Source organism: Sphingomonas sp. (assembly GCF_042091075.1).
Taxonomy (GTDB): Bacteria; Pseudomonadota; Alphaproteobacteria; order Sphingomonadales; family Sphingomonadaceae; genus Sphingomonas.
In genome coordinates this window covers 13,357-27,298 of sequence record NZ_JBELIE010000025.1, presented here as the reverse complement: position 1 = coordinate 27,298, position 13,942 = coordinate 13,357, and the positions used below count along the sequence as shown (strand labels likewise).

Here is a 13,942-nt window from a genome sequence, read left to right as displayed (position 1 = left end):
CTGATCCAGTTCGTGCTGCGCAACGAGGCCGCCGCGCGCGCGCTGCGCACCAGCTACGCCGAAAAGGTCGACGCCCCGATCACCGCGGCACAGGCGAAACTGGCGCAGGCGCGCTTCGCCGCCTACGGGGCGGGCAATTATCCGGACGCCACCTTCACGCTGCGGATCAGCTACGGCAAGGTCGCGGGCTGGACCGAGCGTGGCGCGCCGGTGCCGTACCGCACCACCGTGGCGGGCCTGTATGACCGCGCCACCGGGGAGGAGCCGTTCGTCCTCGCCAAGGCCTATGCAGCGAAGAAGGATCAGCTCGATCTGACGACGACGTTCGATTTCGTGACCACCAACGACATCATCGGCGGCAATTCGGGCTCGCCGGTGATCGCCCGGGACGGATCGGTGATCGGCGCGGCCTTCGACGGCAATATCCACTCGCTGGGCGGCAATTTCGGGTACGATCCAGCGCTGAACCGTACCGTCGTCGTTTCCACGGCGGCGGTGCAGCAGGCGCTGACCACGGTCTATCCCGCGCCGGGGCTGGTGCGCGAATTGGCGGCGCGCTGAGCGGCGTTCGTTCAGCGGGGGTACAATCGCGTGCGGCGATGGGGGGCGGATGAACAGATGCTCGTCCCCCGCCCTCGCCGCCGCGCTGGTGGCATTCCTCTCGCTGCCCGCGCTCACCTCGGTGGTGGCGGCACAGGAAACCCGTCAATCCGCGACCGCGAAGCTCGACAGCGAATTCGCCGCGTCGGACCTCGACAAGGACGGCTATCTGTCGCCGGCGGAAATCGAGGCCCGCATGGCCAAGATGAAGCTGGGCGGCGGGCGCACGCTCGACGCCACCCATGCCAAGCGGGTCGCCGCGCTGTTCCTCGCCCGCGCGGACACCGACAAGGATGGCCGCGTTAGCAAGGCCGAATCGACCGCGATGATGGGCGCGGTGTTCAATGCCTATGACCTGAACCGCGACGGCAAGGTCGATGCCGGCGAAATGGCGAAGGCCCGCGCCGCGGGCGAGGCGGCGACGGGGAAGAAGTGAGGATGCGGCGGGCGATCAATCCCGCAGCCGCCGCTCCTCCTCCAGCATATAGTCGCGCGTCAACGGCAGCGCGAGGCGATCGCGGCTGAACTGGATCTGGAAATTGACCAGCGGCCCGTTGGTGAAGCTGACGATCGCTCCCGCCAGGTAGAAGGTCCACATGCGGAAGAACTGTTCGTCGTACAGCGCGACGATCGCGTCCTTTTGATCGACGGCGCGCCTGTACCAATCACGCAGCGTGATCGCATAATGCATCCGCAGCACCTCCACGTCGGTAACGAACCAGCGGATGAAATCGTTCGCCGCCAGGATCTCCGACAGCGACGGGATATAACCGCCCGGAAAGATGTATTTGTCGGTGAACCGGTCGGTGAAGCCCGGCCCGTCCGCGCGCCCGATCGTATGCAGCAGCATCACCCCCTGCGGCGTCAGCAGGTCGCGACACGTCGACAGATAGGTGCGGAAATTGCGCGCACCGACATGCTCGAACATCCCGACCGAGACGATACGGTCAAACGTGCCGGTCAGATGGCGATAGTCGATCAGTTGAAAGCGCACCTTGTCCGCGACGCCGGCTTCCTCTGCCCGGCGCTGCGCCACCTTGAGCTGCTCCTCCGACAGGGTGATGCCCAGCACCTCGGCGCCCGTCGTCCGATGGATGTACAGCGCCATGCCGCCCCAGCCGCAGCCGATATCGAGCACCCGCATCCCCGGCTCGATCGCCAGCTTCGCGACGATATGCGCCTTCTTGTCGGCCTGAGCCCGTTCCAGCGACTGGGCGAGATCGGTGTAATACGCGCAGCTATATTGTTTGTCGGCGTCGAGAAACAGGTCGTACAGGCGATCCGACAGATCGTAATGGTGCGCGACGTTCCGCTTCGACGCGCCCGCCTGATTGCGGGTCAGCGCGTGGCGGATCTTCCCGCCGATCGTCCGCCAGCGATTCGCCGCCAGCCGGTTGACGCCGTTTTCCCAGCGCGAGTTGCCGGTCGCCAGCATCAGCAGATCGAGGATATCGCCCTGCTCGATGGTCAGCCGGCCATCCATGAACGCCTCCGCCACGCCGAGCGCCGGATCGGCGACGATCGCGCGATAGACGCCACGATCGTGGATCGTGAACGATACCGGCGCGAGATCGGGATCGGGCGTGCCGAAGGTCGACGTGCTTCCATCGGGCTTGGTCAAGGTGAGCTGCCCGCGTTTGATCGCGCGGTGGAGGAAGTGATCGATCAGTGCCATGCGCCGCGTGCTAATACCTGATCGGCGGATATCGCAACCGTTGCATGACGCAGACTGAGGACGTAGGCGATCGAGCCCATGCGCTACGTCAGCACTCGCGGCAACGCCCCCTCGCTCGATTTCGCCGGCGTCACGCTGGCGGGCCTCGCCGCCGATGGCGGCCTCTACATTCCAGAGCACTGGCCGCGGATGACCGAGGAGGAGATCGGCGCGCTGGCCGGGCTGTCCTATGTCGATACCGCGGTGGCGGTAATGGCGCCGTTCGTGGCCGGCTCGCTGACCCGCGACGAACTGACGTCGCTGTGCGAAGCGGCCTATGCCCGCTTTCACCACGCGGCGGTGACCCCGCTGGTGCAGGTGGATCACGATCAATGGCTGCTGGAACTGTTCCATGGGCCGACGCTGGCGTTCAAGGATGTCGCGCTGCAACTGCTGGGGCAGCTGTTCGAACGCTTCCTGACCGGGGCGGACGCGCATGTCACGATCATCGGCGCGACCAGCGGCGACACCGGCTCCGCCGCGATCGATGCCGTCGCCGGACGGCAGGGCGTGGACATCTTCATGCTCCACCCCGAAGGCCGCGTCAGCGACGTGCAGCGCCGGCAGATGACCACGGTGGGCGCCCCCAACGTCCACAATATCGCGATCCGCGGCGATTTCGATACCGCGCAAGCGCTGGTGAAGGCGATGTTCAACGATGCCGCCTTCGCCGGGCGGTTCCGTTTGTCGGCGGTCAACTCGATCAACTGGGCGCGCCTGATGGCGCAGGTGGTTTACTATTTCTACGCCGCCGTGCGGCTCGGTGCGCCGCACCGGAAAGTGGCGTTCAGCGTGCCGACCGGGAATTTCGGTGACGTCTTCGCCGGCTATGTCGCCGCGAAAATGGGTCTGCCGGTGGCGAAGCTGGTGGTGGCGACCAACGTCAACGACATCCTGGCGCGCGCACTGTCGACAGGCGACTATTCCAGCCGTCAGGTGGTCGCGACCCCGACGCCGTCGATGGATATCCAGGTGTCGAGCAATTTCGAGCGGCTGTTGTTCGATCTGGGCGGGCGCGACGGGGGCGCGCTGGCGGCGCAGATGCGCGGTTTCGAATCGACCCGGGCGATGCAGCTCACCAACGCGCAGCGCGACGGTGCCGCGCCGCTGTTCGTGGGTGAGCGTGTCGATACCGACGACATGGCCCTGGCGATGCGCGCCGCCTCCGATCGATCGGCGCAGGTGATCGATCCGCACACCGCGATCGCTTACGCCGCCGCACGGCGGCAGGCGCAGCCGGGCGTGCCGATGGTGACGCTGGCGACCGCGCATCCCGCCAAATTCCGCGACGCGGTGGAGCGCGCCACCGGGGTGCGCCCCGCGCTGCCGGCGCGCGTCGGCGACCTGTTCCAGCGCGAGGAGCGTTTCGACGTGCTCGACGCCAGCTATGACGCGATATCCTCCTATATCGCGGCGCGCGCGGTGCCGCGCGGCTGATGCGCCTCGTCACGCTTACCGGCGAGCCCTGGGCGGATTACGGCCTGATCGATTCGGGCAACGGCCGGAAGCTGGAACGATACGGCCGGTTCCGCTTCATTCGTCCCGAGGCGCAGGCGCTGTGGGCGCCAGCGCATGACGACTGGCTCGCCGACGGCGAGTTCGTGCCCGGCAGTGACGAGGATGGCGGGGGACAATGGCATTTCCGCCAGCCGGTCCCGCGCGACGGCTGGCCACTGCGCTGGGGCGACGGTGAGGACGCGGTGCGCTTCACCGCGCAGACCACGCCCTTCCGCCACCTCGGCTTCTTTCCCGACATGGCGCCAGTATGGTCGTGGATGCGCGAACGGCTGGCGGGATGCACCGCGCCGGAGTGCCTCAATCTGTTCGGTTATACCGGCGTCGGCACGCTGGCGCTGTCGGCGATCGGCGCGCGCATGGTGCATGTCGACGCTTCGAAAAAGTCGGTCGAGGCGGCGCGCGGCAATGCGGCCTTGTCGGGGCTGGCGGATGCGCCGGTACGCTGGATCGTCGACGACGCGGGCAAGTTCGTCGCACGCGAGGTGCGCCGCGCGCGGCGGTACGACGGCATTTTGCTCGACCCGCCGAAATACGGCCGCGGCCCGGATGGCGAGATCTGGCGCCTGGAGGAGGATCTGCCCGCGCTGATCGCCGATTGCCGCCGGCTGCTCGATGCCGAATCGCGCTATCTGTTCCTGACCGTCTATGCCGTGCGCCTGTCCGCGCTGGCGATCGGCGAGATGCTGCGCCAAGCGTTCGCGGACCTGCCTGGAACGGTCGAGGCGGGTGAACTAGCGGTGCGCGAGGAAGCGCGCGGGCTGACCCTGCCGACCGCGATCTGGGCGCGCTGGAGCCGTTAGCGGCAGCGCCGCCGGCCAGCGCCCTTATTCCACCCCCAGCCTGATCGCCGCCCCGGCCACCACCGGCGCCCCGACCGTCAGCAACAGGCTGAGCGCCGCCAGCAGCTTCAGCCCCGCGACGCCGCCGTCGATCGCGCCTGCGCCGAAGATCAGCAGCGGCACCGCCAGCGGCAGCATCACCAGCCCGGCGATCGCCCCCGCCCCGCGCAGCCCGGCCACCAGCGCCCCGGTCGCCACCGCCAGCGCCGCCAGCCCGGGCGTGCCGACCGCCAGCCCCGCCTCTACCAGCAACAGCCGCTCCACCGGGAGATCGAGCAACCCCGCCGCCACCACCGCCGCCAGCATCAGCGGTGGCGCGAAGGCGAGCCAGTGCGCGACCATCTTCGCCACCGCGATCGTCACCGGCCCGATGCCCCGCACGATCATCTGGTCGATCGCGCCACTATCGAGATCGGGCTGCACCAGCCGCTCGACCGGCAGCAATGCCGCCAGCAGGGCCGCGGCCCAGATCACGCCGCCGCCGACACGCGCCAGCAGCCGGGCATCGGGGCCGATCGCGAACGGGAACAGCGTCGTCACCAGCAGAAAGAATGCCATTACCAGCGTCGCGCCGCCGCCGGCATAGCCGCGTCGCACGTCGCGCCGGATCAGCGCGATCACAGCGCGACCTCGATTGCGCCGGGCAGGTCGATCGACTGGTGAGTGGCGACGACGACGATCCCGCCCTCCGCACGGTGCCGCGCGATCGCCGTGTCGAGCCGCAGCATCGCCGCCCGATCGAGCCCATTGCCGGGTTCGTCGAGCAACCACAGCGTCGCCCCCGATGCGATCACCCGTGCCAGCGCGGCGCGGCGGCGTTGCCCGGTCGACAGCAGACGCACCGGCACGTCCGCCAGCTCTGCCAGCGCGACCGCCGCCAGCGCCGCCGCGACCCGCGCCGACACATCCTCCGCCGCATCGAGCCGCGCCCAGAAAGCGAGCGCCCGCGCCAGCGGCCGCTCCCCGTCCAGCGCCGCCGCCTCCGCGAGCAGCGCGACGCGCGCGGGGCGCGTGACGGCCGCATCGGCGCGCGGCAGCCCCGCCAGCACGCGCAACAGGCTCGACTTGCCGACACCGTTGGGCCCGGTCACACGCGCCGCCCCGCCCGGCGGCAGCGCGAGGCACAGCCCGTCGCACAGCACGCGACCGCCGCGTGCCAGTCTCAGGTCACGCACCTCCAGCCCCGGGACACTCAATCCGCCACCGCGTCTTCCAGCGCGTGCATGTCATCGTCGGACAGGCCGAAATGATGCCCGATCTCATGGATCGTGACATGCGCGACCAGATCGTCGAGCCGCACCCCCGTCTCGCACCATTCGGCGAGGATCGCCTGGCGATAGAGGTGGATGCGATCGGGCATTGCGCCGCTGTCGAACGCCGATTTTTCTCCCAGCGGCTGGCCGTGATAGAGCCCGGTCAGGTCGAGGGGATGATCCAGCCCCAGCGCCGCGAGCGTTTCGCCATCGGCCTCTTCCTCGACCAGCAGCACGATATCGCCCAGGTGCGCGCGAAACGCCGACGGCAGGCGGGCGATCGTCGCCCGCGCCTGCGCCTCGATCATCGCCGCCGATGGCGCCGGTCCCATCGACGGTCGTTCCACGCTTGCCTCTTGCCCGGTCATCCTCCCCGCCATACCCCTTGCGGCTCATCCGCGACAAGCAGAGGCGCGCAATCATGGCCGAGACGATCGAACAACTGAGCGAGGCGGAACGCGCGGACGCGCTCGACGCGCTGCCGGAGTGGGATTTTGACGAGGCGCGCGACGCAATCACGCGGTCGATCGTCTTCACCGACTTCGCCGAGGCATTCGGCTTCATGACGCAGGTGGCGCTGCTGGCGGAGCGCGCCGATCATCATCCGGAGTGGAGCAACGTCTGGAACCGCGTCGACATCCTGCTGACGACGCACGATGCCGGTGGCCTGTCGGAGCGCGACATCGAGCTGGCCACCGCGATCGACGCGATCCTGGGAGGATAGCGCCCGGAGCGCGATCAACCCAGGGCGCGTGATCGCATCATCTTGCGCAGCCGCCCCGGCATCCAGCGCGCCGCGAAGGTCAGGCGGCGAGCGGTCTTGCCGACCGGGCTGTGCAGGCGATCGCCGTGCACCGCGTCCCAGGCGGCCTGCGCGACCACCTCGACCGGAGTGAACTCCAGCCCCGCGTCCACCACCGCGTCGCGCGCGGTACGGTTGCTGCCGGCAACGCCGATCGACAGCAGATTGGTATCGATGAAGGCGGGTTGCAGGTCGCGGACCTTGATCCCGTCGCGCGCCCATTCGGCGTCCAGCGCCTCGGTCAACCCTCGCACCGCGAACTTGGTCGCCGAATAGGCCGCCAGGCCCGCGCTGCCATAAATGGCGGAAGCGGAGGCGGTGTTGAGCAGGCACGATCCGGGCGTCGCCTTCAGATACGGATAGGCGAGCCGCGCGCCATAGGCCACGCCGCGGAAGTTGACGTCGATCACCCGGTCGAGCACCTCCACGCCGATGTCGGCGAACGGCCCGCCCGCCGCGATCCCGGCATTGTTGAACAGCACGTCGAGCCGTCCGCCGGTGGTGGCGGTAAACTCCGCGAGCACATGCTCCCATTCCGAAGCGTCGCGCACATCCATGACGTGCGTACTGGTCTTCTCGTGCGGCAGCATCGCGGCGGTGGTCGCCAGCGCCTGCTGATCGATATCCGCCAGCCCGACGCGCCAGCCATGCGCCGCGAACAGCCGCGCCACCGCCTGGCCGATGCCCGATCCCCCACCCGTGACCAGTATCGCCTTCATGCTTCGTTCCTCGCCGCTCGCATCACCGCTTGTCTCACCCCGTTCCTTCCCGCATCGTTCGATCCGATGCCAGCACAATCGCCCGACCAGCCTTCGGGCCCGACCGTCACCTTCGACGACGTGACCAAGGCGTATCGCGACGGCACCGTCGCGATCGACGGTATTTCCGTCGAGGTCGCCAGCGGCAGCTTCGTCGCGCTGGTCGGCGCCTCCGGGTCGGGAAAATCGACCCTGCTGAAAACGGTCAACCGCCTGATCGCCCCCGATCGCGGGCGCGTGCTGCTCGACGGGGAAGATGTGGCGACGGGCGCACCGCACCTGCTGCGCCGGCACATCGGCTATGTCTTTCAGAACATTGGCCTGTTTCCGCATCTGACGGTGGCGGACAATGTCGCGCTGCCGCTGCGCATCGCCGGCCGACGCGATGAGGGTCAGGTCGCGCGCATGCTCGACTGGGTCGAACTGCCCCGCGCGTTGATGACCCGCATGCCCGCCGAACTGTCCGGCGGGCAGCGCCAGCGCGTCGGCGTCGCGCGCGCGCTGGTCACCGAACCGCGCCTGATGCTGATGGACGAGCCGTTCGGCGCGCTTGATCCGGTGACGCGACAATCGCTGGCGGCGGCGGTGGCGCGGCTCCATCGTGAGCTGTCGCTGACGACGATCATGGTGACGCACGACATGGCGGAGGCGTTGCTCCATGCCGATCGCATCCTCGTGCTGCAGGCGGGCGCGATCGTCGGCGACGCGACGCCCGGGGAGATGCTGGCGGGCCGGGGCGGCGCGGCGGGGGAGGCGCTGGTGGCGGTGCCGCGCGAACAGGCCGCGCGGCTGGCGGCGCTGACGCGATGAGCGACGCCTGGGCCCGCGTTCCCGCGCTCGCGGCGCAGCATCTCTTCCTCGCGCTGGCCGCGCTGGCGCTCGCCTTGGCGATCGCGGTGCCGCTGGGAATCCGTTCGGCGCGATCGCCACGGCTCGCCTCGATCGCGCTGGGCGGCGCCAGCCTCGTCCAGACGATCCCCAGCCTGGCGCTGCTGGCGCTATTCTATCCGATGCTGCTGTGGCTGTCGGGGCGGGTTGGCGGCGGTATTCCGGCGCTCGGCTTCCTGCCGGCGCTGCTCGCGCTGACGCTGTATGCGTTGCTGCCGATCGTGCGCAACACCGTGACCGGACTGACCGGGCTCGATCCCGCGATCCGCGAGGCGGCCGACGGGATTGGCATGACGCGGCGGCAGAAATTGTGGCTGGTCGAGGTGCCGTTGGTGCTGCCGATCGTCATGGCGGGCATCCGTACCGCGGCGGTATGGACGATCGGCGCGGCGACGCTGTCGACCACCGTCGGGCAGCCGAGTCTGGGCGACCTGATCTTCGCGGGCCTGCAGACGCAGGCGTGGACGCTGGTGATCACCGGCTGCGTCGCCGCCGCCGCGCTGGCGCTGGCGGTCGACGCGCTGCTGGGGCTGGCGGAGCGTGCGGCGGGGGAGCGGCGCTGGCGCCGCGTCGGGGCGATCGGTGCGCTGCTGCTGGCGGCGATGATCGTCGCGAGCGCGCCCTTCTGGCCCAGCCGCGACGGCCGCGATCGCAACGTGGTGGTCGGCGCCAAGAACTTCTCCGAACAATATATCCTGGCGCGGCTGATCGGCGAGCGGCTGTCGCGCGCTGGCTATCGCGTCACCTATCGCGACGGTCTGGGGTCGGCGGTGGCGTTCGGCGCGGTCGCCACGGGCGAGGTCGACGTCTATGTCGACTATGCCGGCACGATCTGGGCCGGCGCGATGCAGCGGCATGACGTCGTGCCGCGCGACCAGCAAGTGCGCGCGATCGCCGATTGGGCCAAAAAGTCGCGCGGCGTCACTTTGCTCGGCACGCTCGGGTTCGAGAATGCTTATGCCTTCGCGATGCGCGATTCCTTCGCGCGGGCACGTGGCATCGCCTCGATCGCCGACCTCGCGGCGCAGGCGGGCAGGTTGCGGCTGGGCTCGGACCTGGAGTTTCTCGACCGACCGGAGTGGCGCGCGATCCGTGATGCCTATCGGCTGCGGTTCGGCGCGGCGACACCCTATAGCCCGACCTTCATGTACCGCGCGCTGGAAAGCGGGCGGGCGGACGTGATCAGCGCCTTCTCTTCCGACGGCCGGATCGCGGCGGACCGATTGGTGGTGCTGAGCGATCCGCGCCAGGCGATCCCCGGTTATGACGCGATCCTGCTGATCGGGCCGAAGCGCGGCGACGACCGCGCGTTTATCGATGCCTTGCGCCCGCTGCTGGGCCGCATCCCGGTCGCGGCGATGCGCGAGGCGAACTATCGCGTCGACCGTGACGCGGACAAGCAGACGCCCGAGGCGGCCGCGCGCTGGCTGGCGGCACGGATCGGCCTGTAGCCGTCCGCGTCCCCCGATCAGAAGAACAGCTTCCTGAACGAGACGCGCACCGTGCGACCGATGGCATCGAGATAGGCGGGCTGGAAGCCGATCGGCACCGCCCCGGTGCCATCGGTAACGCGCTGCCGGGTGTTGAACAGATTGTCGAACTGCACCGTCACGCGCGCGCCGCGCAGCCACGGATGCGCGCGCACCCAGTCGATCCGTCCTCCCAGATCGGCGAAGAACCGCAGGTTCGCGGTGGCCAGGCTGCCGAAATTCAGCGTCGTCGGCGCGTCGGCGGTGCCGCCATTGACGCGGGTTGCGCTCTGGAAGTTGACGGACAACCGCGCGCCGAGGCCGTTGTTGGTATAACCCGCCTGTCCCTCCAGCTCATGTCGCGGCTGGCCGCCGCTGCCGCCGATCGCGTCGCCGCGCAGCAGATCGAGCACCGGGCCGCCCTGCGCCACCGTCACGCGCTCGGTGAGATGCCAGGTGTGATAGAGCGCGAACTGCAGCCGGCCGCCCGCCTGTCCGCGCGCCCCACCGCCGCCGCCTCGACCAAAGCCGCCGCCGCGCCCCCCGCCGCCGTTCGCCGCCCCGCCCGGGCCACCATTGCCGCCGCCCGCGCCTTCACGCCGCCCTTCCCCGCCGGGGCGCCACAGCCCTTCGAAGGGATTGGGGCCGGTGCCGGCGCGAAACGCCTCCAGTTCCTTTTGCAACCGCGATTTGAGCGGCACGGACAGGTTCACGCCGTATCGCAATTGTGACGATTCAGACCGCGCGAAATTGACCGGGCGCGAATCGAGGCTCAGCAGGTTGCCCTCCGCATCCCGCTGGAACCTGTCCGGAAATGCCTGCGCGATCGCCGCCGTCGCCGCGGGAAACGCGGCGATCGGATCATCGGTGTTCTGACGCGTATAGTCCGCGCGGAACGTCATGTTGCGCGTCGACCAGGGTTTGAGGTCCAGCCCGATCTTCAGCGTATGGCGATCGTCGGCGATCAGCGCGCGATTGCCCCCGCTGACCGTCGTGATCGTCGCGGTGGTGCCGCGAACGTAATCGAACACGCGCACCCCCGGCGTGGACACCAGCGGGTTGCCCAGTTGCTGCGCGCTGGGCGCCTCATCCTGATCGGTCTTCGACACCAGCAGGCGGACGCCGTCGATCGGCGCCCAGTTGACACCATAGCCGATCGTCCACAGCGTGCCGAAATCGGAAAGATGATCCGCCGCGACATTGCCGTTGAGCGAGAGATCGCCCAGCACCGCGAGCACATTGTCGCCACGGCTGGCGATCGGCAGGTCGAGGTTGATCTGCGTATTCGCGATATCGCGCCCCACCTGCCCAGCGCTGGCGATGCCGTTGCGCAGCGATCGGCTGGAAAAGTCGCTTGTCGTCGCACCGACGCGGATACTGGTGCTGGCGTCGCCCGCGGGCAGCCTGAACAGCGGCCCGCTCGCCAGCGCGTCCAGCTCATAGGCGCTGGACGTGGAGCGCCCGATATTGTCGGCCAAACGCCCCAGCGACGGCGGGCCGAACGGATTGGCGCCGGGGTCGTTCGCGGTCAGCAGGGACTGGAACGGCGCGACATCCAGCCCCGCCTGGGTGACGGTGCTGCTCTCGTTCCAATCGGCGCTGCCGGTCACTGACCAGCGCCACCGGCCGCGATCACCGTTGAACGTCGTGCCGAGGTGATAGCTGGTGGTATCGACCTGCTGGGTCAGCGGGCCAACGCCGTCGACAAGCCGCGCGACGGAGACATCCTGCGCGAACGGCGAGAAGGGATTGCCCGCCGCCAGCGCCAGCGTGACGCTCGGCAATCCGCGCAGCGCTTCGGTGCGGCTATCGTCCACCGTGGCGTTGATCGTCGCCGCAACGTTGCCGAAGATCGTGGTGGCATAGCTGCCGTTCGCGCTGAAACTGCGCTCCGACGGCAGCAGGGTACGATAGGTGCCCTGATTGGTACTGTTCGGGGTCGACAGGAAATCGCCCAGCGATACTGCCTGAGTCGCGGCGCTGGCGGGCACTCCGGCTACCGCGCCGAGCGCGCCGCCCAATGTCGCCCCACGCGCCGCGACGACATTCCCGCCCAGCGCGGCGTTGCTGGCCGGCTGGATGACGTCACGCTCCGCCTCGGTCAGCGCGCTGGCGCGGCTATATTCCAGGTGCAGGTTGACGCGGCCATTGTTGCGGATGCGCAACCAGTCGATATCCGCCTCCGGCAGCTGGCGTCCGCCTTCGGTGGCGAAGCGATCCTGCAACTCCCCGGTCACTGCGCGAAAACGGCGGCGCAGGACGAAATTGACCACCTTCTGATCGGCGCGATAGCCGTATTTCAGCGCGACTTCCTCCGGCAGGATATCGACCCGCGCGATCGCCTCGGTCGGCAGGTTGCGGATTTCCTGAAAGCCCGAGATCCGCCGTCCGTTAAGCAGCACCACCGGCGCCCCGCCCGAACCGCGCCCCGAGCGCGTCTGCGGTGACAGTTCGTTGAGCAATTCGGTAACCGAACCAACGCCATAGCTGCGAATATCGGCGGGGGAGAGCTGTTGCTCGGGCGGAATATCCCCGATCACCGCGCCCGGCTGCGTGCGTGAGGCGCGGACGATGATATCGGGGCCGTCCTCCTCCCCTTCGCCCTCGGCCATCGCCTGGGTCCGGGTGTCTGCCTGGGCGGCCTTGCCGGAGGCGGGCGCGCCGGGGGTAGGTGTGCCGGCCGGGGTCGCGGTACGATCCTGGGCGGCGGCAGGAAGCGCCGAGGTGGCGGCCATTAACAGACAGAACAAACGCATCGTCACGATCCCCGCGTCGCATGTGGCGCGACGACGGAGGAGCGCTACCGCGCAAATGTCGCAGGAATATGCCGCGCCGGACAGGCGCGCGGACAATGCGTCACCCCGCGCGCCGCGCCGCCGTGCGGGCTACCGACCCGCCGGCAGATCCCGGAACGCCGCTTCCTTGTCGGTACGGATCTCGCCGGGCAGGCCCAGCACGCGCTCGGCGATGATGTTCTTCAGGATTTCGTCGGTGCCGCCCGCGATGCGCAGGCCGGGCGCGTTCATCACCGCCGACTGGAACAGCCCCTTGAGCGGCGCGAGCGCCGGATCGGCGATGATACCGAACTGATCCTCCGCCTCGACCGCCGCATTGCCGATATCCTGTAGCTGGTTGGCGGCGATGATCTTGCCGATCGAGCTTTCCGGCCCCGGGGTCTGGCCACGGCTGAGCGCGGTGATCGTGCGCATGCGGGTGTTGCGCAGCCCCTCCGACTGGACCCACCAGTCGGCCAGCCGCTGGCGGAACGCCGGGTCGTGCAGCAATTTGCCGCCGTCCGGGCCGGCATCGATCTCGCGCGCCAGCTTGAGGATCTCCTTCGGCCCCGCGCCGCCGCCGCCACCAACCGCCAGCCGTTCGTTCATCAGCGTGACCAGCGCGACCTTCCAGCCGTCGTCAACCGCGCCGAGCCGCTGCGAGTCGGGGATGCGTACATCGGTGAAATAGACTTCGTTGAAGTTCGACCCGCCGGACATCTGGTGGATCGGCCGGATCTCCACGCCGGGCGCGCGCAGATCGAGCCAGAACATCGTCAGCCCCTTGTGCTTCGGCACGTCGGGATTGGTGCGCACCAGCACGATGCCGTAATCCGAATAATGCGCGCCGGAGGTCCACACCTTCTGGCCATTGACGATCCAATCCTCGCCATCGCGCACCGCGCGCGTGCGGATCGCCGCCACGTCCGATCCGCCGGCAGGCTCGGAGAACAATTGCGACCAGATCGTCTCGCCGCGCAGCGCCGGACCGACGAAGCGCCGTTTGGTGGCATCGTCGGCAAAGGCCATCACGGTCGGGATGCACATGCCCAGCCCGATCGTGAAATAGCCGTATTGCACCGGATGTTTCGCCTCCTCCTGCCCGAAGATGACGCTTTGGATCGGCGTGCCGCCGCCCCCGCCCCATTCCTTCGGCCAGGTGATCTGCGCGTAGCCGGCCGCCGCCTTGCGCGCCTGCCATGCGCGCGCCGCGGCGATATCGCCGGCATGATCCTGCGCCTGATGTTCGGCGACGTTGCGGGCCAGCCATTCCCGCGCGCGGTCGCGATAGGCGGCTTCGTCGGGCGTATCGTTGAAGTCCATGATC

Annotated in this window: 13 protein-coding genes and 1 pseudogene; 7 read left to right on the top strand and 7 right to left on the bottom strand. The window is 69.0% G+C overall.

The window, feature by feature from the left end:
• Both ACFDSW_RS04390 and ACFDSW_RS04385 read left to right on the top strand, forming a co-directional pair.
• Positions 1–561: pseudogene (locus tag ACFDSW_RS04390) on the top strand (S46 family peptidase); the annotation flags it as partial.
• 49 nt (positions 562–610) lie between these two features.
• Entirely contained in the window at positions 611–1,036 is a 426-nt protein-coding gene (locus ACFDSW_RS04385; protein ID WP_375249058.1) for an EF-hand domain-containing protein, read from the top strand.
• A gap of 15 nt (positions 1,037–1,051) precedes the next feature.
• Here ACFDSW_RS04385 and ACFDSW_RS04380 read toward each other — a convergent pair whose 3' ends face one another.
• Positions 1,052–2,275, bottom strand: a complete 1,224-nt coding sequence (locus ACFDSW_RS04380) for a class I SAM-dependent methyltransferase (protein ID WP_375249057.1) — start codon at positions 2,273–2,275, stop codon at positions 1,052–1,054.
• A 78-nt stretch (positions 2,276–2,353) separates the two neighbouring features.
• Between ACFDSW_RS04380 and thrC the strand changes: the two genes are divergently transcribed.
• Together thrC and ACFDSW_RS04370 are read left to right on the top strand one after the other, a co-directional pair.
• Entirely contained in the window at positions 2,354–3,751 is a 1,398-nt protein-coding gene (gene thrC, locus ACFDSW_RS04375; protein ID WP_375249056.1) for a threonine synthase, read from the top strand.
• The gene (locus tag ACFDSW_RS04370) at positions 3,751–4,632 is read left to right on the top strand and encodes a class I SAM-dependent methyltransferase (RefSeq protein WP_375249055.1); all 882 of its coding nucleotides are present in this window, start codon (positions 3,751–3,753) and stop codon (positions 4,630–4,632) included. Before thrC ends, ACFDSW_RS04370 begins: the two co-directional genes overlap by 1 nt.
• Positions 4,633–4,656: 24 nt before the next feature.
• Here the strand turns inward: ACFDSW_RS04370 and ACFDSW_RS04365 are convergent, their stop codons facing one another.
• The 3 genes from ACFDSW_RS04365 to ACFDSW_RS04355 are packed head-to-tail and all read right to left on the bottom strand — an operon-like array spanning position 4,657 to position 6,304.
• Positions 4,657–5,292 (bottom strand): heme exporter protein CcmB, encoded by a 636-nt coding sequence (locus ACFDSW_RS04365; RefSeq protein WP_375249054.1) that lies wholly within the window; start codon positions 5,290–5,292, stop codon positions 4,657–4,659.
• Positions 5,289–5,846, bottom strand: coding sequence for a heme ABC exporter ATP-binding protein CcmA (ccmA, locus tag ACFDSW_RS04360; protein ID WP_375249053.1), 558 nt, complete (start codon positions 5,844–5,846; stop codon positions 5,289–5,291). The genes ACFDSW_RS04365 and ccmA overlap by 4 nt, the downstream gene beginning before the upstream one ends.
• A 17-nt stretch (positions 5,847–5,863) precedes the next feature.
• Positions 5,864–6,304, bottom strand: coding sequence for a metallopeptidase family protein (locus ACFDSW_RS04355; protein WP_375249052.1), 441 nt, complete (start codon positions 6,302–6,304; stop codon positions 5,864–5,866).
• A gap of 41 nt (positions 6,305–6,345) precedes the next feature.
• On the opposite strand from ACFDSW_RS04355, the gene ACFDSW_RS04350 reads away from it, so the two are divergent.
• Positions 6,346–6,648 (top strand): 4a-hydroxytetrahydrobiopterin dehydratase, encoded by a 303-nt coding sequence (locus ACFDSW_RS04350; RefSeq protein ID WP_375249051.1) that lies wholly within the window; start codon positions 6,346–6,348, stop codon positions 6,646–6,648.
• Between the two features lie 14 nt (positions 6,649–6,662).
• On the opposite strand, the gene ACFDSW_RS04345 is transcribed toward ACFDSW_RS04350, so the two are convergent.
• Positions 6,663–7,445 carry an SDR family oxidoreductase gene (locus ACFDSW_RS04345; RefSeq protein ID WP_375249050.1) on the bottom strand — a complete coding sequence of 261 codons (783 nt, stop codon included), beginning with the start codon at positions 7,443–7,445 and terminating at the stop codon, positions 6,663–6,665.
• A 66-nt stretch (positions 7,446–7,511) separates the two neighbouring features.
• On the opposite strand from ACFDSW_RS04345, the gene ACFDSW_RS04340 reads away from it, so the two are divergent.
• A complete protein-coding gene (locus ACFDSW_RS04340; protein ID WP_375249049.1) occupies positions 7,512–8,294 on the top strand; it encodes an ATP-binding cassette domain-containing protein in 783 nt (260 codons plus the stop codon).
• Positions 8,291–9,823 carry an ABC transporter permease/substrate-binding protein gene (locus ACFDSW_RS04335; RefSeq protein WP_375249048.1) on the top strand — a complete coding sequence of 511 codons (1,533 nt, stop codon included), beginning with the start codon at positions 8,291–8,293 and terminating at the stop codon, positions 9,821–9,823. The genes ACFDSW_RS04340 and ACFDSW_RS04335 overlap by 4 nt, the downstream gene beginning before the upstream one ends.
• A gap of 17 nt (positions 9,824–9,840) precedes the next feature.
• Here the strand turns inward: ACFDSW_RS04335 and ACFDSW_RS04330 are convergent, their stop codons facing one another.
• Both ACFDSW_RS04330 and ACFDSW_RS04325 read right to left on the bottom strand, forming a co-directional pair.
• The gene (locus tag ACFDSW_RS04330; protein ID WP_375249061.1) at positions 9,841–12,597 is read right to left on the bottom strand and encodes a TonB-dependent receptor; all 2,757 of its coding nucleotides are present in this window, start codon (positions 12,595–12,597) and stop codon (positions 9,841–9,843) included.
• Between the two features lie 129 nt (positions 12,598–12,726).
• Positions 12,727–13,938 (bottom strand): acyl-CoA dehydrogenase family protein, encoded by a 1,212-nt coding sequence (locus ACFDSW_RS04325; RefSeq protein ID WP_375249047.1) that lies wholly within the window; start codon positions 13,936–13,938, stop codon positions 12,727–12,729.
• Positions 13,939–13,942 lie beyond the last annotated feature (4 nt).

Excerpts from the sequence above, each read along its gene's own strand:
- ACFDSW_RS04385 (WP_375249058.1), top strand. The coding sequence starts at position 611 with ATGAACAGATGCTCGTCCCCCGCCCTCGCCGCCGCGCTGGTGGCATTC.
- ACFDSW_RS04380 (WP_375249057.1), bottom strand. The coding sequence starts at position 2,275 with ATGGCACTGATCGATCACTTCCTCCACCGCGCGATCAAACGCGGGCAG.
- thrC (WP_375249056.1), top strand. The coding sequence starts at position 2,354 with ATGCGCTACGTCAGCACTCGCGGCAACGCCCCCTCGCTCGATTTCGCC.
- ACFDSW_RS04370 (WP_375249055.1), top strand. The coding sequence starts at position 3,751 with ATGCGCCTCGTCACGCTTACCGGCGAGCCCTGGGCGGATTACGGCCTG.
- ACFDSW_RS04355 (WP_375249052.1), bottom strand. The coding sequence starts at position 6,304 with ATGGCGGGGAGGATGACCGGGCAAGAGGCAAGCGTGGAACGACCGTCG.
- ACFDSW_RS04350 (WP_375249051.1), top strand. The coding sequence starts at position 6,346 with ATGGCCGAGACGATCGAACAACTGAGCGAGGCGGAACGCGCGGACGCG.
- ACFDSW_RS04345 (WP_375249050.1), bottom strand. The coding sequence starts at position 7,445 with ATGAAGGCGATACTGGTCACGGGTGGGGGATCGGGCATCGGCCAGGCG.
- ACFDSW_RS04340 (WP_375249049.1), top strand. The coding sequence starts at position 7,512 with ATGCCAGCACAATCGCCCGACCAGCCTTCGGGCCCGACCGTCACCTTC.
- ACFDSW_RS04335 (WP_375249048.1), top strand. The coding sequence starts at position 8,291 with ATGAGCGACGCCTGGGCCCGCGTTCCCGCGCTCGCGGCGCAGCATCTC.
- ACFDSW_RS04330 (WP_375249061.1), bottom strand. The coding sequence starts at position 12,597 with ATGCGTTTGTTCTGTCTGTTAATGGCCGCCACCTCGGCGCTTCCTGCC.
- ACFDSW_RS04325 (WP_375249047.1), bottom strand. The coding sequence starts at position 13,938 with ATGGACTTCAACGATACGCCCGACGAAGCCGCCTATCGCGACCGCGCG.